Source organism: Saprospira grandis str. Lewin, from assembly GCF_000250635.1.
GTDB classification, from domain to species: Bacteria; Bacteroidota; Bacteroidia; order Chitinophagales; family Saprospiraceae; genus Saprospira; species Saprospira grandis.
Genome location: NC_016940.1, coordinates 3,660,683 through 3,683,014, shown reverse-complemented (window position 1 = coordinate 3,683,014; position 22,332 = coordinate 3,660,683). Strand labels below are relative to the sequence as shown.

Here is a 22,332-nt window from a genome sequence, read left to right as displayed (position 1 = left end):
CACAGCAACAAAAGTCGCCATACTAGATGGATGCAATGAAAATGAGCCGACGGTTAAAACCATCGGCCCATAATGCATTCTAATAAACAGCAAACAAGGGCTTTAGCCCGCCAGTTTGCATAGCCCCACAACCATGGGCTTTAGCCCATGGGCCAAAGCCGCCCAACCGCCGAAGAAGAAAGCACGGGCTGAAAAATGTTTATTTATGGAGGGTTTCAACCCTCCATTGAACACAAAAATGCATTCGTTAATTGGGGGGCTGTTGAGGAAGTCAAAAGTCATTTTTAGGACTAAAAAAATAAAAAATGTTAATAAGTGTCCATTTTTTTACAAAAAGGCAATACTTGCCCCTTAATTACCCTCTTTTTGCGGCAATACTTTTGTTATTTCTGTTAAAAAGAGTCGTTTTTGATGTTTTTGGACAGACTTCGTCCATAGTTCGAGCTTTATGCTTTGCTAGTTTGGCAATATTCATACTCATAGCAAGCAAGCCGACCTCTATATTCACCTTCTTTAATCCTCGAAGCATCAGTCGCCGAAAGCCTTTGTTTTGTTTTAGCTCTCCAAAACAGCCTTCAACATCTACTGATCTTTGTTTTCGTTTTCTAATCCCCTCTTCACTTAAAAGTAATTTTCTTGCTTTGGCTCTTAATCGCTCTAGATTAGGCGTTCTATGGATTCTTCGATTTGTAGAGGTTTTTTTATTTGAGTTCTGTTTTAAGCAGGGCTCCATCAGCGCACAGCCCTTACAGTCTGCTGCTTCATATATATTTGTTTCTTTAATGTAGCCTGACCGAAGTGTCTTTTTAGTCTCTCCTATTCGGTTTATTTTTTTCCCAACAGGACAAATATAAAAGTCACCTTTTTCATCATAGTGAAGGTTTCTAGCATTCGCAAACTCTTTTGTTTTAAAATTTCTTCGATGCTCTCTGTAAAAAGAGCCATACTTTACAAAACCCTCTATTCCTTTTTCTTCTAAAAAAAGATAATTTTCTTCGCTTCCATAGCCAGCATCTGCGGTAACTTGCTTGGGATAAAAATTATAACGCTCTTTAAATCCCTCTAAATGACGGATATAGGTGGCCATATCAGAAGATGTTCGCTCTACTGAATAATGAGTAATTACTCTATTGGATGTCGAAAATTGAATATTGTAATTTGCTTTAAGCTGGCCATTTTTTAAATGATCATCCTTAGTTCGCATAAAGGTGGCATCATGATCCGTTTTACTATAACTTCCACGGCCATCTATAATAGCTTCCTGATCTTCATAACGTTTATAGCGATCTGCAAATTTATTTATCGCCCTTAAGTTTTTTTTTCTTCCTTGGCGATCTTTGCTTTTATTTCCTTATCTGATACTAACTGATTGATTCTATCAACAGTCTCTTGTATCTTTTCTGAGCTAGCCTTTTTCCCTAAATTTAAGGGCTCAATCTCTTGTTCCTCAGACTTATACAGGCCTTCTAAATAAGCCCAGAAACCTTCCAGGCGCTCTCTGATTTTTTCTTTACTACTAGATAAACGATTGGCCCAAACATAAGTATAGCGATTTGCATTAGCCTCTAATTTTGTCCCATCTGTATAAACATCTTGCAAATCAACTAGACCTGCTTCTGCAAGTAGCAAAACGATATCTGTAAATATATCTTTAAACATCTCTCCCTCAAAGCCTTGTAGGCGCTTTGAGCGAAATATACTAATCGTAGAATGATCTGGAGTAGAACGGCCACTCAACCAAATAAAAGGAATACTCTCTTTTAAGGCTTTTTCTATTTTTCGAGAAGAATAAGTGTTGTCTAAATAGGCATAAATCAACACTTTAATCATCATTTTCGGGTCGTAAGATGAGCTTCCTCCACCTTTATAACTATCATATAGGCGTTTCAAGTTGACTTGTTCAATCACTTGATTGACAACTCGAACAGGGTGATCTGCTGGAATCCATGCTCCTAAATCCTCAGGAAACATGCTCATCTGATTTTGTTGGCTATTGCGAAATACAGCTTTTCTTTTCATCCTTAAATTTACAAAAAATAGACAACTTATACAACTATATACCTATATAGTTTTTGGGTAAAAGTAATTAGCTAATGTCTTTTTCAACAGCCCCGCCCATATAGCAGGCCCCTAGGGCCGCAGGCCACAACAAGCCCTTTAGGGCGTCTTCGACGACCAAAGGGAGTAACCGATGTGCAGGGGGGGCCGAAGGCCAGACCCAGCGGGCACAGCCCGCGCAGAGCCGAGCGACCCGACCAACGGGAGCCGACGCAGCGAAGCAAGTAACAGCGAGCCACCGAACGACAACAAGAACTTTAGTTCGCAGTTCGACGACCAACGGGAGTAACCGCCCGCCGAAGGCGGGAAGCCCCAACTGCAAATCAATACAGACGGGGCTATTGATATGGATGAGCACCTAAGACTATCGAATTTGATAATACAACTCCTTCCCGTAATAAGAACTATGAATAATTTGATCAAACATATTCTTCTCTAATCCTTGGATTTTTTTTCTAACTGAATTAGTAGAAGTTTGAAAAAAAATACTTTCCACCCCTTTCAACATTCTTATATTTAGTAGCGATGACTTATTCTTCAGAAAATCGTTTTTTGTAACAAAAATAAAGAGTGTTTTAAGCCCTTTCATTTTCTTCATAATGTCTAAATTAGTTGCTGTAATATCGCCTAAATTTAACTTTATATAATTGACATCATCTAATTCCAAAATTACAGGAGAAAATTGTTTCACCCCTCTTAAGTTTAACCCTGTTACAGATACTCTTTTACTCAATAACAACTTTGAAGTTATACTGTCTTCTAGATCTAGTTTACAACCATCAATGTATATAGAATCTTTATAGTTCAAAGTATTGAAGTAAATGGTTTTATCTGTATTTAAATACAGTGCTTTAAGTGAAGGAGATATTTTATCTAAGTTGATCATTTTTATATTATCTCCTCCTACAGCTATTTCGTAAATATTTGGCAATCTTACTAAATATTGAAATGTGGAATTTTTTACATGTTGATTGTGCATCAATAGATTGGTCCATGAATTATTAACTATCAACCATTCTTCAATGCTTTTTCGATTTTTAAACTTCCAAGAAGTTTCAAAAGACTTTATTCCTTTTGAAGAAAAACATTTAGGTATTTTATAACGTACTTCAGCTCTATCGGTAAATTCCCCTAATGATAATGTATCTAAATTCTTAAACTCGCACAAAAACTTTTTAAGTTGTCTAAATGATGCCACATCGATACCTAGTGATGAGACATCTTGATGTTTTTCTACAACTTCTGAAATGAACTTACATTCACCGAATATAAAAGAAACCTTTGAATAATAGTTTGTATCATTAGATATCGTCTTTAACGACATTTCAGGAGTTACAACTAACTCCTGCCCTCTCAAAACAAAAGGAATAGATATCAAAAAAACTAAAAGAAACTTCATATTTATATTTTTAAGGCCCAAACCTTCGATTTAAAACTTTTTTATCACCATCAATTACTCTATCAAATATCTTAGTCCCTCTATAAGAAGAATGGTAAACTTTACGAAAAGCGTAGTCATTATTAAATTTAATGCTAAAACCAAGTTTCGGTCACAACAAAGCTGCAGACAACGGGAGGCTCTTAATTTAAGGTGGAGTTTCTATCTAAAAAATCGCCATTTCCTCCTTCGAGGGGATTTTTCTTTACCGTTGTAGTTGAGCTATTGTTTTTTCTTGGAGCGAACCTTTTCCATTTTTATAGCAAACAAGGGCTTTAGCCCGCCAGTTTGCATAGCCCCACAAGCATGGGCTTTAGCCCATGGGCCCAAAACCAACTAGTTCTGAAAAGGCTTCTTCTCTCTTCCCCTCCCTTTTTTCCAAATTCCCAAGAAAAAGTTGAGGGACTAGTAAGTCGCTATCCTTACTGCCCTGGGCTGAAGCCCAGGGTTGTAGCCTTGAGCGAACTGACGGACTAAAGTCCTTGTTCGCTTTCATTGCTTCTAAGGACCCAAAACTGCCCAGCCGCCGAAGAAAATAGCCCAAAGAAAAAAGACAGCTGAGCGGCCTAGCGATGTGCAGGGGTGGCCGAAGGCCAGACCCAGGCGCTTTGCGCCGCAGGGCCGAGCAGACCTGCGAGCCCCGAAACGTAGCGCCCGCCGAAGGCGGGAGGCCCCTAACCTTCTATTTTAAACGCTTTTGCATGCACTTTATAATTCCCATCTTCAATTTTAAGGGTATATAAAACATCTTCCTCCCTATAAAACCAAATAGAGTTTTCTAGCGACTCTAGTTCTCCATAACCGATCACTTTTTGGGGTGCATCTATATGCCTAAGCAAAAAAATACTCCCTGATTCACATTGATCAAATTTATTAAACAGTATCCCTAGCTTAATACAGTCTAATTTATGTAAAAAAACATCATAGCAGTTTGTATCTATCGCTGATCGAACAACTTCAGGGATTAACTCATCTATAGTTAGCGGCTCTCGATATCCATCCACAATAATATTAGCGCTACTATCCTCTTTTTGCGCATACAAAATAGAAGGGGCATAACATAAAACTAAAAACAAGAGGCTAAATCTAATCATCATTAAGCTATTTAGTATAAGATAGGTATAGATAAAAGATGCCTAAATGATGATTAAAGTTGTGTGTGGCTGGCAAAGCAGCTTTACTCTTGATAAACAGGGAGCAGCAAAAAAGAGCGGGCCTCTTGGATCGAGCGGAACAACAAATCGTATTCTTTATCGGTATAAGCGCCCTCAAAAATGTCCTTATCGCTAGAGGCCAAAGAAAGGCGCAGGCGAGAGCCTTTTTGCAACTGCCAAGCCACTGGCAAAAGCTGCAAACGCAATTCTAGCCATTGCTGGGCAACAACCGCCTGGGCATCTTTGCGCAAATGGCTCGATTGCCAAGCAGTTTTGGGGCGATGACTGGCCCGCAATTGGCCCTCCGTGATATAATGAACACTGCCATCGGCCTTGAGCTCGGAAAGATAGACATAGATATCGGCCAAATCTTCGGTAGATTGTAGCTGCAACTGCAATTTGCTCTCCCCTACAATTTCTAGCGGCGACTCTAAAAGAGGACCATCAAAATGCAGTAAAGAGGCAGAGCGCTGGGCCCAATCAGCATAAGTGTAAGGACTCTTCACCTTGCCATTCACGGCGGTCCAGCGATTCACTTTCCCCGTACCAAACTGATGATCGGCCACTATTTTTTGCTCACTTAAGGGGGCAAAACGAGGCTGCAAACCCGCATCCGACAAAAATAAACTGTCCCAAACGACTGCCGCAGGAGGCCAAGTTTGAGCCGCCCGCCAGCACTCGGCCCCAATGCTATAATAATGTATGGGCGCTTCTTGGACCAAGGCATTTTTTTGCCCCTTCAAATGATAATCGAAGAACTTGAGCAGCTCGCCCGCATGATCGAATTGGGCCAAAGACGGACAATAGGGACTAATATTGTAGGCGCCGCCATGCTCCCAAGGACCCAACATCAATTTATGCGCCCCCGCCCCCAAATCTAAATGCCGCTTGATGGCCGCCTCGGCATAGGCCCCATCCTGCCAGCCGCTATAAGAGTAAACCGCCACCCCAGAAGCACGCAGGGCATCAATATAATGGTGGGGACTAAAATAATCGACTTTGCGGCCCGCCCCTTGCCGAGGACGATCATCTCGAAAATCAACCTCTAAAGCCCCTTCATGCACATTTTTATTCTCTTCATGGCTACTCACCGCCTTGCCCAATTGCTTCTTTTTCTTGCGCACAGGCGCCACCCCTTTAATCAACCATTTGTAGGCCTCGGCATTTGGGGGCAACTCATTGGCATCCATCAAGGCATTGGCATCACCCCAATTAGAAGTAAACCAGCGGTTATGAATACCGCCCGGAAAAGCATTGTCCGCATACACATCATATAAAGAAAACATCAGGGCCACCGCCTTGAGATTAGGATGCTGCTGTATAGCCAAAAACTCGGCAGCCGTGCCCCCATAAGAAACGCCCAAACTCCCAATCTGGCCATTGGACCAGGGCTGCGCCACAATCCAATCCAAAATTTCAGCTCCATCGGCCTGCTCCTCTGGACTCCAAGGGTGCAAGCGCTGCCCAAAAGAAGCCCCAGAACCCCGGACATCTACATTCACAATTGCATAGCCCTCATCCAAAAAGCGCTGTACCATCTTGCCCGTTCGGCCCAATAAGCCCTTAGAAAACAAACTAAAGGGAAAGCGCAACTGCGGCCGCCGCCAATAACGAGTCTGCCGTACAATGGTCGGCAAACGATCTCCCGCCTTTATGTTTTTAGGCAAATACAGATCTATCGCCAAAGCCGTACTATCTCGCATGTATAAATAAAAAGAACGGATCCGCATGCCCTTATAAGGATCTTCTCGAGGCTGATGCGCTGATAATAACTCATCGGCCGCATCACAGGCTGGCAACTTTTTAATCGCCTTTTTAGACAAAGGCTGCGCCCACAAACAACTACTGATCAGGCAAATAAATAAAGCCAGGGGAAATCGACTAAGCATAAATTAAGTCTCTAAACGTAAAACATAAGGTTTGTCCCCTGTAAAATAGATTAACTAAACGGTTATTTAAACTAAATTGTTAAAATTTATCTAGACTCGTTAAAAAAAAAGTAAACCCCTTGAAAAATTTCGGCAAGGTTAATTTTTAGTCTAAAATTGATATATTCACAAATATAAATATAGGTATAAATGAATAGCAGGAGAAATTTTATCAAGCAGTCCTCCACCTTACTTGCCCTAGGCGGCCTTTCGCTCAATCAGTTTCAACAAAAAGAAGAAAATATGCAAACAGAAAAAAACGAAAATCGTCCTAAAGTTTTATTCTTTGATGTCAATGAAACACTTCTTGACCTTACCGCCATGCGCAAAAATGTAGCTAAAGCGCTAAATAACCGTGAAGACCTGCTTCCTCTTTGGTTTACCACTATGTTACAGTATTCTTTGGTGATGACCTCGGCTCGCCAATATCAGGATTTTGGCATTATTGGCGCTGCTGCCCTACAAATGGTGGCGGCTAATCAAGGAATAACCATAAGTGCCGAAGAGGCAAAACAAGCCATTGTTGGCCCACTCCGCTCTTTACCCCCTCATCCAGAGGTTAAATCGGCACTAACTAAACTCAAAAAAGCCGGATTTAAGCTGGTCTCCTTTACCAACTCCTCTAATGCTGGTGTGAAAACCCAATTTACCAATGCTCAATTGCTCGACTACTTTGACGAACGCCTAAGTGTAGAAGATATTGGAAAGTATAAGCCTCATGCAGATGCTTATGATTGGGCCGCTAGGAAAATGGGCGTCCAACCCCAAGATTGTATGCTGATTGCCGCTCATGGTTGGGATATCGCCGGGGCAATTTGGGCCAACTGGCGTACAGCCTTTATTAGCAGAGCAGGAGCACAACTCTTCCCCCTCGCTCCAGCTCCCGAATTGAATGAGGCTAATCTAGACAAAATTGCTAACCAACTCATCAAACTGAAGTAATTACCTTAGAAGCCGTCTCTAATTTAGAAAAAATTAAAGACGGCCTTTTTTTTTCTCAAAAAGTCTTTTGCAAACCGAGCTTTTTTATTAGTTTGAAAAAATGCCCTATATTTTTTAACCAAAAAACATAGCTAATGAAAACTAAAAAAGCAATTGTAGAAAACTGGCTCCCACGCTATACCAATACCCCACTAGAAGAATTTGGCAAGTATATTTTGCTCACCAATTTTAGCAATTATGTACAGCTTTTTGCCGACCGCTATGGCGTAGAGGTCAAAGGAAAAGGCAAGGCCATGCAAACCGCCACCGCCGACGGTATTACGATCATCAATTTTGGAATGGGAAGCCCCAACGCAGCCACAATCATGGACCTGCTTTCGGCCATCAAACCCAAAGCCTGCCTTTTCTTGGGCAAATGTGGAGGCTTGCGCAACCGTAAAAATAAGGTGGGCGACTGGATCCTGCCTATCGCCGCTATCCGTGGAGAAGGTACCTCTAATGACTATTTTCCACCAGAAATTCCCGCCCTCCCCTCTTTTGCCCTCCAAAAAGCGATCTCGACCACTATCCGCGACCACAATCTAGATTATTGGACCGGTACGGTATATACCACCAACCGCCGCGTTTGGGAGTATGATGAGGATTTTAAGGAGTATCTCCGCAAAATGCGCTGCCTCGCTATCGATATGGAAACCGCTACCCTATTTATTACGGCTTTCAAAAATAAGATTTCTGCCGGCGCCCTCTTGCTCGTTTCCGATATGCCCATGACCCCAGAAGGCGTAAAAACCGATAGCAGCGACCATAAGGTGACCGCCAATTATGTTGAGGAACATCTCGATATGGGCATTGGCTCGCTCAAGCAAATCATGAACGATGGCTTGACCGTTCGCCACCTCAAATTCTAAGGCATTTTTTGCAATAATTCGGGCCGATATTCAAAGTGCATGGTGTCATAATGATACCATTTACCGCCCCAAATAAAACCGTATTCCTCAAATAAAAGGACGAGCTCCATCGGAATCCGGTTTTTATAGGCAATGATCCGCTTTCCCTCCGGATCATTGCCTTTGACGGCCCAACGCCAATAGTTCGAATAGGCCACATTGATATCGATGGTCATACCAAAACTATGCATGCTCTGCCTATCAGTCCCCGCAATTTTTCGCCAATTAAAGGTCCCGCCCGGATTTTGCAAGTATTTATGCAAATGAGGCATCGTATCCAAACGATTAGACAAGGCCTGCAACTTATCAGCTACCCCATTCACCTCCGTCATTTGTAACTTGACCCCCAAGGTTTTAGGCAACCAAATTACGGTTTTTAAGTTTTTGCGCACCTCCGCCGCCGAAGCCCCATACATCTTCTTAAAAAAGGGTTCATAACGCACCCGACCAGGATCTTCCCCACGCAAAGGCGCCTTGCTCCAACCTCGAGGATAAGGCATGGCCGCAATTTGATCCTCCAAATCTGGCTCCGTCAATAGCTGCAAAAATGTTTTTTTTCGCCCATCGTCAAAGGGCATGCGGCTGCCGTCTTTCCAAATAATCTCCCGCTCATTTACTTCCAAGAAAGCATCGGGATAAGCCGCTTCTAAGGCCTTTAAGGCCGCTTGTTTTTGCCCCCAAAGCCAGCTAGACATAGCCAGTAAAAAAAGGGTACTTACTGTTTTTATCATCTTATTTTTGTTTTTTGGGGCCTCCGCCTCGCTTCGCTCCTCGGCGCTACGTTTACTCCCTTTGGTCGTCGAACTGCGAACTAAAGTTCTTGTTGTCGCAGCTCGCTGCTGTTTTTGGGCCTCCGCCTCGCTTCGCTCTTCGGCGCTACGTTCCGCAGCTCGCTATTCGCTCGGCCCTGCGCCAGCAAGCTGGCTCGGTCTGGCCTTCGGCCACCCCTGCACATCGCTAGGCCAGCGGGCTGCGCCCGCTTCTAAACGCAAAATAGTTTTGGCCCCTGGCAAAGCAGGAAGTTCCCTTAATTTTCGTAAATTGGCCCTCTAAAATTACGATAAAAAATGAATTACCTTAGTGTAGAGGGCCTGAATAAAGCCTATGGCGATCGCGTCCTCTTTACCGATATTACCTTCTATATCAACCAAGGCGACAAAGTAGCTTTGGTGGCCAAAAATGGAACGGGCAAAACCTCTTTGCTCCGTACCCTCGCTGGCGAAGAAAGCCCAGAAGGCGGAAAAGTTTGGCTACACCCCAATATTCAAACCGTTTTTCTTAAGCAAGAGCCCAATATGAGCCCCCTGCTTACCGTCTTTGAAGCCGTCTACCAATCGGCCAACCCTATTATGCAAGCCCTGGCCAACTATGAAAAGGCCATGAAGCATCCAGAAGATGGCGACCGCCTCCAACAGGCACTTAGCGATATGGATCGCCTAAATGCTTGGAATTATGACCAAAAGGTCAAAATGATCCTCTCGGTCCTTAAAGTGGATTATCTGGACCGCCCCCTCGGCCAACTTTCTGGTGGACAAAAAAAACGGGTGGCCCTAGCCAAAGTCCTTATCGATGAACCCGATTTCCTCATCCTAGATGAACCCACCAACCACCTCGATCTCGAGATGATCGAATGGCTGCAAGATTATCTCAAACAAGCTAAAATCACCTTGCTGACCGTTACCCACGACCGCTATTTCTTAGATGCCGTTTGTAACCAAATCCTAGAACTGGACCAGCAAGAACTCTTTAAATACACCGGCAATTATAGCCAGTTTTTAGAGAAAAAAGCCCTGCGCCAAGCCAATGAAGCCGCCAATTTGGCCCGAACCAAAAAACTCTATAAAAAAGAGCTGGAATGGATGCGCAGACAACCCCAAGCTCGGGGCACTAAGGCCAAATCTAGAGTAGATGATTTCTACCAAATTGAAGCCAAGGCCAAGAAAAAAACCGAAGAAGGCGAACTCGAACTGGATATCCAAATGAGCCGCCTAGGCTCCAAAATTCTAGAACTCCATAATGTCTCTAAAAGCTATCGTGGACAAGTTCTCTTCGAGAAGCTAGATTATAAGTTCAGAAAACGAGACCGCCTAGGCATTATTGGCCGAAATGGTACAGGGAAATCTACCCTACTCAATATTATTACCCAAAATCTGGCCTCCGATACAGGTAAAGTGGTGCATGGAGAAACCCTTAAAATTGGCTATTATACCCAAGCCAATATGCAAATCAAAACCGATAAAAAGGCCCTAGATGTGGTCCGCGATATTGCCGATTATATTCCCATGAATGGTGGCAAAAAGCTATCGGCCTCCCAACTGATGGAGCGCTTTTTATTTGACCCCAGCAAACAACAAACCTTCATTTCTAAATTGAGTGGTGGAGAGCTGCGCCGTCTGCATTTGCTTTGTATCCTCATGGATAACCCCAACTTCCTCATTCTGGATGAGCCCACCAACGATTTAGATATTGTTAGTTTGCAGGTCCTAGAAGAGTTTTTGCAGGAGTTTCCTGGCTGCGTGCTTTTGGTTTCTCACGACCGCTATTTTATGGACCGCATTGTAGAACATGTCTTTGTTTTGGGCGAGGGCAGTCAGGTCCGTGATTTTCCCGGCAACTATACCGACTATCGCCTAGCCCAAGCCGAGGCCCAAAAAGCCGAACAACTACAAAAAGAAGCCGAAAAAAAGGCCGAAAAGCAAAAAGTAGAAGTCAAAAAAAGCCGAAACCCCTCTAAAGAGGAACGCAAAGAAATCAAAAAGCTAGAGCGCCAAATCGAAAAGCTGGAAGAGAAAAAACAAAAACTTTCTGAAGGCTTTAATGATAACAGCCTGAGCGCCGAGCAAATTGTAGAACTATCTAAAGAACTCAATGCCATCCAAGAAGAGCTAGACGAAAAAGAAATGCAGTGGATGGAACTCGTTGAAGAACTTAGTTAAAACCAATTCCCCATGGCCCAATCCCTTCTTAGCCCCCCAGAAGCGAGTCACCGCATTGCCTCCTTCCTATTTGATGCAGTCTTTTTAGCCGTCCTTACCGGATTTACTAGCTTTTATCTCATCGAAGAGACTACTTTAGATAAGAGTATTTTTCGGTTCTGGCAGTTTTCTAGATCTGAGGCAGAATTTATCTTCATCTGGATTATTCATCTTGGTATTGCCTTAGGCTATCATTTTATTTTGGAACAAGGCCGCTGGCAAGCTTCTGCGGCCAAGCGTTTATTTGGCCTTCGGCTAGTGAATATGCAGGGCGAAAAAGCCAGTACTAAACAGCTTATTTTGCGGCTGCTCATTAAAGGCTTTTTGCTCAACTTAGGGATATTGGCTATTTTTCTAAATGAGGGCAGTGGCGTCCCTTTCTACATCTTTTATTATTTGGGCCTATTTTCCCTCAATTTGGTGATTATGTCTAATAATAAGGAGGCCAGAGCCATTCCGGAGCTTTTAACGGGCTTGCGTTGGGTGAAAAACAAATAAGTTGGTCCAATTGGCCCGCAGGGCCAAACGGCTGAGGGATGGAAAGGGTGGCGCAAAGCGCCAGACCGAGCTTTTGAGCAAAGCGAAAAAGCGAAGGGCCGAGCAGACCTGCGAGCCCGACACAGCCCGACCCGACCGAAGGGAGGGGCAGCCCCAAAAAAAATTAAAAAACTCTATAAAAAGAGGTAGCCACCTCCAAAAAACATATACATGTCTAAATCAGCATCTTTTTTAGTAGAGGGCAATGCCCAACTATCGGGCAGCATTCGCCCACAAGGCGCCAAAAATGAGGCCCTGCAAGTTATTTGTGCCGTATTGCTGACGGCCGAAAAAGTAAGCATCAGTAATGTTCCGAATATTCGGGATGTGGTCCGTTTGATTGAGCTTTTGCAAGGCTTGGGCGTAGCGGTAGAAAAAGTGAGCGACAACCGCTATACCTTTAAAGCCGAAAACATTGATCTGGATTATCTGCAGACCCAAGAATTTGTGCAAAAAGCCAGTAGTATTCGGGGTTCTGTGATGATTATGGGCCCCCTTTTGGCCCGTTTTGGCAAGGCGGTTTTGCCCAAACCTGGAGGCGATAAAATTGGTCGCCGCCGTATGGATACCCACCTCAATGGCCTACAATATTTGAATGTAGACTACCGCTATGTGCGGGAGGAGCATATCTTTTTGCTCGAAACCGAGGGCCTCAAAGGCAATTTCATCCTGATGGAAGAGATTTCGGTAACGGGTACGGCCAATGTCCTTATGGCCGCTAGTATGGCCAAAGGCGTGACGACCATTTACAATGCCGCCTGCGAGCCTTATTTGCAGCAATTGGCCAAAATGCTCAATAGTATGGGGGCCAGAATTACGGGCTTGGGCTCTAACCGCCTAGTGGTAGAGGGGGTGGACCAACTTTATGGTACGGGCCACCGCTGCCTACCCGATATGATTGAAATTGGGAGCTTTATTGGCCTAGCCGCCATGACCAAATCGGCCATTACGATTGAGCAAGCTCGGGTAGATATGTTGGGTAATATTTTGCCCACTTTTGAGCGCTTTGGCATCCAACTCGAAATCCAAGGCGATGATATTCATGTGCCCGCCCAAGATATTTACGAGATCCAAAACTTTATTGATGGCTCGGTCCTCAATGTCTATGACTCGCCCTGGCCCGGCTTTCCGCCCGACCTGATGAGTATTTTGTTGGTGGTGGCCACCCAAGCCAGAGGTAGCGTGCTCATTCATCAAAAAATGTTTGAAAGCCGCCTCTTTTTTGTCGATAAACTCATTGATATGGGCGCTCAGATTATTCTTTGCGACCCGCATCGGGCAACCGTAATTGGCCTAGAGCGAAAATCTCAGCTCAAAGGCATTGAAATGACCTCTCCCGATATTCGGGCGGGCGTTTCTTTGCTCATTGCCGCCCTTTCGGCCAAAGGAAATAGCCGAATTCATCAAATTCATCAAATTGACCGAGGCTATGAGCGGATTGATGAGCGTTTGAATGCCCTTGGGGCCAATATTCAACGCATCGAACAATAATAGTCGATTTAAAAATTACTAGCTTTGCGCTAAGTTAAAAATAGAAACCTATGAAATTACTAGCCGGAAAAGTGGCTCTAGTCACTGGTGGTTCTCGTGGAATTGGATCCGCTATTGTGAAAAAATTTGCCGAACAAGGCGCTCATGTGGTCTTTACTTACCGCTCTTCTTCTGAGCAGGCGGAAGCCTTGGCCAAAGAGGCCGAAGCCCTTTCTGAGGGGATTAAGGTCCTTGCCTACCAATCTGATGCTGCTGATTTTGATCAGGCGGCTCAACTAATTAAGGATATTGTGAAGGAGTTTGGCCAAATCGATGTGTTGGTCAATAATGCGGGCATCACTCGCGACAATCTGCTCCTTCGTATGAATGAGCAACAATGGGATGATGTGATGACTACAAACCTCAAGTCGGTCTTCAATTTGTGCAAACATGCCGCCCGCCCCATGCTCAAGGCCCGCAGTGGCAGCATCATCAATATTACGTCTATTGTGGGCGTCAATGGCAACCCTGGCCAAGCCAATTATGCCGCATCTAAGGCGGGGATGATCGGATTTACCAAGTCTTTGGCCTACGAAATGGGCTCTAGAGGTATCCGCTGCAATGCTATTGCCCCTGGCTTTATCACTACCGAAATGACGGACAAACTCAGCGATGAGCTCAAGGAGCAAATGATCAAGAATACGGCCCTGCAACGCCTCGGTCAAGGCGAAGAAATTGCCAATGTTTGCCTTTTCTTGGCCTCTGAGCTCTCTTCTTATGTAACTGGCGATACGATTATGGTGACTGGCGGTATGCGCTAGTCGACTCCAGTTTTCGCCCACTTAAATAGCTAATCCAATGATTTGGGTTAGCTATTTTTTTTGGGGCCTGCCGCCTTTGGCGGCCGGGCTGTGTCGCAGCTCGCTGTTCGCTCGGCCCTTCGGCGCTTTCAGCGCCTTGGTCTGGCCTAACGGCCACTGCTATCCATCCCTAGGCCTGCGGCGGCTTCGCCGCCTGCTCGCTGTGGCTGCAGGTTAAAACCAGCAGCCAATTTAGGTACAGCAGAGCAGGTTCCTCAGCAACAATTGGCCTGCAGCTTAAAAGCCGCAGGACCTGAAAACCTAATATATCCTTCCCACAAACAAAGCAGGGGCTTTCAAGCCGCTGCGGCGAGAAAGACCAAGGCCCAACAAGAATGGCTGCGGCCTTTAGGCTACAGATAGCGGCAAAGCCGCCATGGCCGAAGGCCAAACGGCCACAACAAGCCCTTTAGGGCGTCTTCGACGACCAAAGGGAGTAACCGATGTGCAAGGGTGGCCGAAGGCCAGACCAAGCAGAGTTATCCTTACTCCCAACAAAAAAATTAAGCATTTAAAAAACTTTCATCCCAAGTCTTTACAGAAGCCTTAAAAGCAGCTAATCCACTATCATCTTGAGCAATCTTTGTAGCTGTAATTGACATTACCCAAATAGGACAAAAAACCACATTATGTCTTTTGGACTCTAAATCAATTATGGGATAACCATATTTATAAGCCTCTTCATCTTCATAAATACTCCATTGCTTATTAAACTTCCTAATCATAATTTCTCCCCAATAAATTCCAATATCATAAGCTATAGAATAAGTGGGGCTCAAGATCGTATACTTCTGCGGCTCAAATGAATCTCTATAATAGACTGGAAGCTCTTCTTTCAGCTTTAAATTTTCTTCTTCAGTTGTCTCCCGCTTCACTAAATGCTCCTTTAGAAAAGAAAAGCATTCATATAGGGATTCATAACTGTAATCCAGTTCTTTGCGTAATATTAGCCTACGCACGATCTCTAAGCGAGAAGGTAGCGCTTTGATAAACCATTTTTTATATGGCTCTTGATTTACGACTGCTACATCTTCACCTAAATACTCCATCTTCCTCTCTTCTAAAGCATGTATTCTCGGATAAGCTATTATTTTATTCATCTATTTTTCTTTAAGGTATTAGACCGTTAAGGACTAAGATAAGTCCATCGAACAGAAAAATCAAGCCCCTTTGAAGGAGACTAGCCTAGGATGCTATGAATAGCTGTAGGTTAAAACCATCGGCCCATATCATTTACAGCAAAGAAGGGCTTTAGCCCATGGGCCCAAAACCGCTCAGCCGCCAAAGAATAAAGCACGGACTGAAAATGTTTATTTATGGAGGGTTTCAACCCTCCATTAAACATAAAAATACATTCGTTAATTGGCTGTAGGTTTCAACCTGCAGGCCCATATAGCAGGCCCGTAGGGCCGCAGGCCTAGCGATGTGCAGCAGGGCGGCGAAGCCGCAGACCAAGGCCGTCAGGCCGCAGGGCCGAGCGAGCAGCGAGCTGCGAAACGTAGCGCCTGCCGCAGGCAGGAGGCCCCAAAACAAGATCCTCCTCCTTCCCCTTGGCCTTATCAAAATCAAAAAGGGGGCTAAAAATAGGCTATAATAGGGCGGCATTTAGTAGATTACTAGCACAACGAACAAACAAACTTGCTAAAAGCGGAATGCCTTGAGCTTCTGGCTGAAGTGAGTATCATCATCAAACGAAAAGCAATTTTTTATGCAGTACAAATTGACGCTGGCCTTTTTGGCCTTAGTGTTTGGCTTGCAAGCCCAGACCAACTATGGGCTCAACCTACTCTCCAATTTTGATTATGCCGAGGATGGCAATGATATTTGGGGCTGGGTGCATCCCACAACAGGGGTAGAATATGCCTTGATGGGCACCAAGGAGAAAACCTCTATTGTGAGTTTGGCCAATCCCGCCGCTCCCGTAGAAGTGCAGACGATTAGCGGCTCCAACTCCATCTGGCGCGATATTAAAACCTGGGGCAACTATGCCTATGTGACCACCGACCAAGGCAATGACGGTTTGTTGATCATTGACCTTTCGGGCTTGCCCAACAACATTAGCTATAACTTCTGGAAGCCCGAATTGACCATTAACAATAATACCGATACTCTACTTCGGGCGCACAACATCTATATTGATGAGGGGGGCTACGCCTATATTGCAGGCAGTAATATCTCTAATGGAGAGCCTTTCTTTTTGGACCTCAATGCCAATCCCGCCCAACCTACTTTGGCGGGTTTTGTGCCTCCTATCTATGCACATGATGTCTATGCTAGAGGCGATACCCTTTGGACCTCAGATATTTATGCGGGAGAATTTACAGGCTATGATGTGAGCAACAAGGCCAACCCCATTGCATTAGGTAGTCAATCTACCCCCGATAACTTCACGCATAATGCCTGGATTTCGGATGATGGCAACACCCTTTTCACCACCGATGAACGGGCCAATGCCTATATTGGTAGCTATGATGTTTCTGATATGAGTAATATTGTAGAACTAGACCGCTGGCAGCCTTATGAAACCATTGGCGAGGGCGTGATTCCGCATAATGTGCATGTCAAAGATGAGTTTTTGATTATCTCTTATTATACCGACGGCTTAATTGTTGTCGATGCCCAGCGTCCCGACAACCTAGTGGAAGTGGCCAAATACGATACTTATACGGGCCAAAATAGCGGCTTCTTTGGTTGCTGGGGAGCTTACCCCTTCTTTAGTTCGGGTAAAATCTTGGCTGCCGACATCAATACGGGCCTTTATGTTTTTGATGCCAACTACCAAAGAGCCTGCTGGTTAGAGGGTTTGGTCAGGGATAGCATTTCGGGCAACCCTATTTTTGGCGCTCGGGTAGAAATCAATAATACTGCTGTTTTTGATGACTCTCGCATCACGGGAGAGTACAAAACGGGTTATGGCGTAGCGGGGAGCTATAGCGTCACCTTTAGCAAGGCAGGCTATTTTCCCAAGACCATTTCGGTCAATTTGGCCCATGGCCAAGTCAGTCAGGAAGATGTAGAATTGGTTCCCATGCAGGCCTTTAGCTTTTCGGGACAGGTCATTGACTCGCTTAGTGGCAACCCTATTGCCAACGCCATTGTCGAGCTAAAATCGCCAGATTACAGCCACAGCGTCAATACAGACAACAGTGGGAATTTCAATGTTCCTAGCATGTTCCAAGATGACTATGACATTCTTGTAGGCAAATGGGGACATCATACTAAGCTCCTCAGCCAAAACATCAATGCCAATACGGGCCAATTGACCGCAGAATTGGTTCCGGGTTACCGCGATGAGTTTGCCCTAGATTTGGGCTGGACCAACAGTTCTACTGCTACTTCTGGTGATTGGGCCCGCGCCAACTCTGAGGGCCTTAGCTACAATGGTAGCCCCGCCACACCTGATGGCGACCTCAATTTTGACCTCGGAGAGCTTTGCTATATTACTGGAGACCAAAATAATGGGGCCGTTGGCGGCGATGATATTGATGGTGGCGACGTTATTCTGCGCTCTCCCAATTTTGATGTTTTAGATTATGGCGATGCTTATATTAACTTCTACGCCTGGTTCTACAATGGCGGTGGAAATGGCAGCCCCAACGATTCCATGGTCGTCACGCTACACAACGGACTCAACTCTGCCGTTTTGGCGGTTTATACCAACACCAACGGCTGGACCAACCTGCAGAGCTTCCGCATTGCCGATTACCTTCCTCCTGTCAATAATATGTGGATAGAGGTTTTGGCTTTTGACCGCAATGGCGGCCATATTGCCGAGGGCGCTATTGATCTCTTTTCGGTGGTGGATGCCTCTCCTACTGGCCTTGAGGCGCCTCAGCAGCTGAGTCAGAACAAGATTCAGCTACATCCCAATCCTAGTCAGCATTCTTTTATGCTTCGTTTAGAGCAGCCCCTGGCCCAAGACCAAATGATTATGGTCTACAATAGTTTGGGCCAATTAATGGCCGAACAAAAGATGACTGCGGGTGAGCAACAACTAGAAATTGGCGCTCATTGGCCAAGAGGAACCTATTATCTCCGTTTGGGCCAAGAAAAAGCCATCTTGCTTCAAAAGTTAGATTAATTACTGTGGATAACTATAAAGCTTAGCGCTTTTGATTTGAGCCTCAACAGTTTACTGTTGGGGCTTTTTATAAAAAAAGCCAGTAACTTAAAAGTTACTGGCTTTTCCATTACAAAGCAGAAAACCTACTTTCTCTAGGTAAAAAACTTCATTTATTTTTTAAGAGAATCTAATGCATATACAGCATCTAGAGCTGGGCGAGTCGTATAATCAGGATTAGTTTCCACATATTGAATAACCCCATCTTGGTCCACCAAAAAACGAGCAGGCATAGGAAGTGTCCAATCAGAATGCCCCTGATGTTTATCCAAATCAATCTTAAATTTATCGGCATATAATGCCTTTAATTCTGTGGGTAGAGAGAACCGAAGTCCCAACTCCTGCCCCAACTCACTTTTAAAGTCATGCAGCAAATCAAAATCTAGCTTTTGCTGCTGTTTGGTTTTTTGCAAAAAGTCTGGAAGCTCTGGAGATATAGCAAAGAGTTGCACGCCCAATTCGGCTAGCTTTTCTTTATTTTGCTGCAAATACCCTAAATCCATATTGCAGTAAGGGCACCAAATACCTCTATAAAAAGTAAATAATACGGGGCCTTTTTTGAAAATCTCTACACTTTGAATAGGCGATCCATCTTGATTCTTTAAGGTGAAAGCGGGAAATTTATCCCCAACTTTTAATACCCCCTCCTGAATCCCAGAAGCCCGCAAATCTGCAGTGGCCTTATGCATAATTTGGATATAATCTGCAGGCATTCTCCCCTCTAATTTTTTTTGGAGTGCAGCCATTTTTTCTTGAAAACTTTTCATTGATTCTAGTTTTTAAACCCTTCACAGGCCAAATAATAAAATTTAGGCAAGAGAATATTGCCTGTTGCAAAGTAAAGCAATACCTTTAGATCGTCAAAATAGAATATTGTAATAACAGTTATCGATGAAATAGATCATGAACCTGCAGTTTGTCAAATACTTTGTCCTATTAGCCGAGAGCAAGAGCTTTACCCTAGCCGCAAAACGAGCACATGTTGTACAGTCTACCTTCTCCTCGGGCATCAAAAAATTGGAAGAGCAGCTCAACTGTCTTCTTTTCTTCAGAGATAAAAGAAATGTATTCCTTACAACAGAGGGGCAAGAACTCTTGCCCAAAGCCAAAAAACTACTGGCCAACTGGGAGGAGATGCAAACATTTAAAGAAAAAACAAGTCGGCAAGTTCTAAAATTAGGCCTTAGCCCAGACCTTGATTTTACGGCTATTCTACCCCTCATCAAGCAATTTCACAAACGCTACCCAAGCTATGAGGTCCAATTGGTGGAAAAAAGCTGCGCTATGGAGCTGCTAGAAACGCTAAAAAAGAATGAAATTCATGCGCTTTTCAGCAAAACGGCTCTTTCTCTAGAGCATGTTCAGCAAGAACTCATTAGAGAAGACCCGCTGGGGCTGGCCGTTCCACTCAACCACCCTTTCGCCCAACTCCCTCAGGTGGATGTTCGCCTCTTAGATCAATCCAATTTTATTGAGCGAAGCAATTGTAGTAAGAGAGACGAAATTCTAAACTTCTTCCAAAGCCACCAAATCAAAATCAACACTGTATTTAAAGCCAAAGGAGACGAAATGGCGAGGGCTTTAGTTAGCGCAGGCCTTGGCATTTCCTTAATTCCCGTTTTAGAGAAAAAGCCAAAAAACTACCATATTATTCCACTCAAAGCCGCTAATTTCAAACGTAAGATATTTCTTCAATGGGCAAAAGACAACCTTGCCCCCCCACTCAAATATTTTTTAGAAGAAGTGCAGTTTTTTCAAGATCAGTTGGCTTTAGTTTGATATTTTTTGGGGCCTCCTGCCTGCGGCAGGCGCTACGCTTTGGGGCTCGCAGGTCTGCTCGGCCCTGCGCGGGCTGTGCCCGCTTGGTCTGGCCTGACGGCCACCCCGTCGCATCGCTAGGCCGATTGCAACTACAATCTTTCCCCCTACTCAAAAATAAACTCAATATGGGGGTATTTTTGACTTAATTCCTGCTGTTTTTTAGCAGGAACGGGATTGCCTGCCAAATTGATTTTCTTCAAATTCGGTAGGCGTTTAAAGAAGATAGAGGGAATTGTTCGCAATTGGTTATGGCGTATGTCCATTTCTTCCAATTGGGCCAAGTTAGCAATTCGGATAGGCAAATGCTTGAGCTCTGTATTGACTAAACGAATAGTTTTTAGTCGCTTAAATCGGTTAAAACTGCTCCAGTGCTCTGTTTGTAGCCCTAGGTCCATATCCTTAATGACCAACTCTTCTCGTATTGTAGCTTGGGGGTCCTCCCACCAAGGAATAGGCTTTTGTTCTTCGGGAATATTCTCCATTCTGGGAAAGAAGAAAAAGGCCCAGCTTCCTAAGAGAAGAAAACCGAGAAGGCTATAGCTAATAAATCCTAAACCAAAAATATTGTAATTGACAAATAGCAAAGTAGAGAGTCCTACTAAGCCGCCAAAAAGGGTACCTCCAGAGAGCAGCCATTGTTTGGCTTTGCGGTCATCTTTCATCGGGCTACTGATCCAGAGGACAAAGGCCAAGAGCAAGGCGACTAGACTTCCTGTGGGTAGGGCTTCGCCTAAAACCCCAGGCCAAAAGATGGTGAAAAATAGGCTAGCGATAAAGAAAGGGATAGTTTTGACAAAACTCTCATCATTGAACCAGACGGTTTTCTGAAAAAGATGTTTGCCTCCCTTTAGCCAGCTCCAGAAGACCAAAAACAGGCCCAGCAGCAGCGGCCAGCGCCAAGCTGAAATATCCGGAAACAGGGCTGGCTCACTAAAGCCAAAACTACTGCGATAAAAGAAGAAATGAGCGATTAGGGCTAGGCTGGAGGCTAGGATCAGGTATGTATTTTTGGCCCAAGATTTTCGACGGGCGGCGGCATTATAATAAATAGAGAGCAGGGCTAAAGGCAGAAGTAAATAGGGCCAAAGTTCTTGATCTAGGAACCAAAGGGCTAGGCTGCATTGCAGGGCAGCGGCTAGCGGAGACATCAAATCATAGACATCTAACCAATAGCGAAAATCGGCAGGGCGAGCGAGCTCTGGCTGCCGCCAGCGCAACAAATGAATGATGGCCCGTCTAAGGAAGGTGGTGGTATAGCTGCCCTTAAAGCCTTCGGCCCATTGTACGTCCTGTTCTTTGCTTTCCGACAAGAGGGGGCGGCTGCGTTCTTGGGCCAATTGGCGGCGCCAGCTGGGGTCTATACTTTTAGATTGGAAATCGCGGCTGAGGGCGCCCGAAGGGCGCCTTTGGCCCAAGGGGAACTGAGCGGCCATCTTTTGTTTTTGGCGACGATTGCGGCGGCTGCGCCAAAAATACAACCAAATGAATATCCAGCTAGGTAGCAAAAACTGCCAGTAGCGAGGGATATAATTATTGTAGTCGCTATAATCAAATTCTTCTTCGGCCAGTATTTCTTCTTCAAGTGTTTGGGCTTCTTCCATGGCTTGGCGGGCGAGCTCTTCCATGGCCTTAGCCTGCCGTTCTTTTTCCTCGGCCAATAGGCGCATTCGTTCGGCTTCTTCGGCTTCTTCGGCCTGAGTGGCTTTCTGAGCGGCTAGCCAAGCTTGATCTGCGCTATCTTGTAGCTGCTGCAGATGGGCCAATTCTTTTTCTTCCGCTGTTTTTTGGAGATAGTGATTAAAGGCTAGGGCCCAACTAGAATCGGGATTGGCGGGAGGCGAAAAATACTGTTTTGGAGCTTGGGTGGGTGTACTATCTTGGACCAAAGTAGTATCAGCTATAACTGGAACAACTCCTTCTGCTGTTTTTTTTGGTCCATAAAAATGGCCTAGGGCAATCCACCAACTACAAATCACAAAAATAGCCAGTAGATAGGGCCAGGCTGCTGTTTTATTGGGTTGGTAAATTGTTCTCAAGAGGAAAGGGATTTTGGCAAAATGGGGAGGAAAATTGGGCGGCGAA

At 44.6% G+C, this 22,332-nt stretch carries 17 protein-coding genes; 8 read left to right on the top strand and 9 right to left on the bottom strand.

The genetic code is table 11. The features are described from left to right. Window positions 1-355: 355 nt before the first annotated feature. The 5 genes from SGRA_RS24175 to SGRA_RS16285 all read right to left on the bottom strand — a co-directional run bounded on the left by SGRA_RS24175 (window position 356) and on the right by SGRA_RS16285 (window position 6,539). On the bottom strand, window positions 356-1,204 hold the full coding sequence (locus tag SGRA_RS24175; RefSeq protein ID WP_015693895.1) for a transposase: 849 nt from the start codon (window positions 1,202-1,204) through the stop codon (window positions 356-358). A 104-nt stretch (window positions 1,205-1,308) separates the two neighbouring features. Continuing rightward, complete coding sequence (locus SGRA_RS24170; RefSeq protein WP_245538569.1) at window positions 1,309-1,971, bottom strand: transposase; 663 nt, start codon at window positions 1,969-1,971, stop codon at window positions 1,309-1,311. A 451-nt stretch (window positions 1,972-2,422) separates the two neighbouring features. Next, window positions 2,423-3,457, bottom strand: coding sequence for a hypothetical protein (locus tag SGRA_RS16300; protein WP_015693892.1), 1,035 nt, complete (start codon window positions 3,455-3,457; stop codon window positions 2,423-2,425). A gap of 713 nt (window positions 3,458-4,170) precedes the next feature. Then, a complete protein-coding gene (locus SGRA_RS16290; protein ID WP_148268376.1) occupies window positions 4,171-4,593 on the bottom strand; it encodes a hypothetical protein in 423 nt (140 codons plus the stop codon). Between the two features lie 80 nt (window positions 4,594-4,673). Next, on the bottom strand, window positions 4,674-6,539 hold the full coding sequence (locus SGRA_RS16285) for a CocE/NonD family hydrolase (protein ID WP_015693889.1): 1,866 nt from the start codon (window positions 6,537-6,539) through the stop codon (window positions 4,674-4,676). Window positions 6,540-6,728: 189 nt separating this feature from the next. On the opposite strand from SGRA_RS16285, the gene SGRA_RS16280 reads away from it, so the two are divergent. Both SGRA_RS16280 and SGRA_RS16275 read left to right on the top strand, forming a co-directional pair. Next, window positions 6,729-7,520 carry a haloacid dehalogenase type II gene (locus SGRA_RS16280; protein ID WP_015693888.1) on the top strand — a complete coding sequence of 264 codons (792 nt, stop codon included), beginning with the start codon at window positions 6,729-6,731 and terminating at the stop codon, window positions 7,518-7,520. A gap of 134 nt (window positions 7,521-7,654) precedes the next feature. Beyond that, complete coding sequence (locus SGRA_RS16275; protein ID WP_015693887.1) at window positions 7,655-8,428, top strand: AMP nucleosidase; 774 nt, start codon at window positions 7,655-7,657, stop codon at window positions 8,426-8,428. Here SGRA_RS16275 and SGRA_RS16270 read toward each other — a convergent pair. After that, window positions 8,425-9,198 (bottom strand): M15 family metallopeptidase, encoded by a 774-nt coding sequence (locus tag SGRA_RS16270; protein ID WP_015693886.1) that lies wholly within the window; start codon window positions 9,196-9,198, stop codon window positions 8,425-8,427. The genes SGRA_RS16275 and SGRA_RS16270 overlap by 4 nt on opposite strands. 336 nt (window positions 9,199-9,534) lie before the next feature. On the opposite strand from SGRA_RS16270, the gene SGRA_RS16265 reads away from it, so the two are divergent. From SGRA_RS16265 to fabG, 4 genes are all read left to right on the top strand, one after another. Continuing rightward, on the top strand, window positions 9,535-11,403 hold the full coding sequence (locus SGRA_RS16265) for an ABC-F family ATP-binding cassette domain-containing protein (RefSeq protein ID WP_015693885.1): 1,869 nt from the start codon (window positions 9,535-9,537) through the stop codon (window positions 11,401-11,403). A gap of 12 nt (window positions 11,404-11,415) precedes the next feature. Continuing rightward, complete coding sequence (locus SGRA_RS16260; RefSeq protein ID WP_015693884.1) at window positions 11,416-11,940, top strand: RDD family protein; 525 nt, start codon at window positions 11,416-11,418, stop codon at window positions 11,938-11,940. 210 nt (window positions 11,941-12,150) lie between these two features. Next, window positions 12,151-13,470, top strand: coding sequence for a UDP-N-acetylglucosamine 1-carboxyvinyltransferase (gene murA / locus SGRA_RS16250; protein ID WP_015693882.1), 1,320 nt, complete (start codon window positions 12,151-12,153; stop codon window positions 13,468-13,470). Between the two features lie 50 nt (window positions 13,471-13,520). Continuing rightward, window positions 13,521-14,270, top strand: coding sequence for a 3-oxoacyl-[acyl-carrier-protein] reductase (gene fabG / locus SGRA_RS16245; protein WP_015693881.1), 750 nt, complete (start codon window positions 13,521-13,523; stop codon window positions 14,268-14,270). Window positions 14,271-14,812: 542 nt separating this feature from the next. On the opposite strand, the gene SGRA_RS16235 is transcribed toward fabG, so the two are convergent. Continuing rightward, window positions 14,813-15,409 carry a hypothetical protein gene (locus SGRA_RS16235; RefSeq protein ID WP_041329740.1) on the bottom strand — a complete coding sequence of 199 codons (597 nt, stop codon included), beginning with the start codon at window positions 15,407-15,409 and terminating at the stop codon, window positions 14,813-14,815. 608 nt (window positions 15,410-16,017) lie between these two features. Between SGRA_RS16235 and SGRA_RS16230 the strand changes: the two genes are divergently transcribed. Continuing rightward, on the top strand, window positions 16,018-18,390 hold the full coding sequence (locus tag SGRA_RS16230) for a choice-of-anchor B family protein (RefSeq protein WP_015693877.1): 2,373 nt from the start codon (window positions 16,018-16,020) through the stop codon (window positions 18,388-18,390). A 152-nt stretch (window positions 18,391-18,542) separates the two neighbouring features. Here SGRA_RS16230 and SGRA_RS16225 read toward each other — a convergent pair whose 3' ends face one another. Further along, on the bottom strand, window positions 18,543-19,196 hold the full coding sequence (locus SGRA_RS16225) for a peroxiredoxin-like family protein (protein ID WP_015693876.1): 654 nt from the start codon (window positions 19,194-19,196) through the stop codon (window positions 18,543-18,545). Window positions 19,197-19,332: 136 nt separating this feature from the next. Between SGRA_RS16225 and SGRA_RS16220 the strand changes: the two genes are divergently transcribed. Further along, a complete protein-coding gene (locus SGRA_RS16220) occupies window positions 19,333-20,208 on the top strand; it encodes a LysR family transcriptional regulator (protein WP_015693875.1) in 876 nt (291 codons plus the stop codon). A 146-nt stretch (window positions 20,209-20,354) separates the two neighbouring features. Here SGRA_RS16220 and SGRA_RS16215 read toward each other — a convergent pair whose 3' ends face one another. Then, window positions 20,355-22,286, bottom strand: a complete 1,932-nt coding sequence (locus SGRA_RS16215) for a leucine-rich repeat domain-containing protein (RefSeq protein WP_015693874.1) — start codon at window positions 22,284-22,286, stop codon at window positions 20,355-20,357. Window positions 22,287-22,332: the final 46 nt, after the last annotated feature.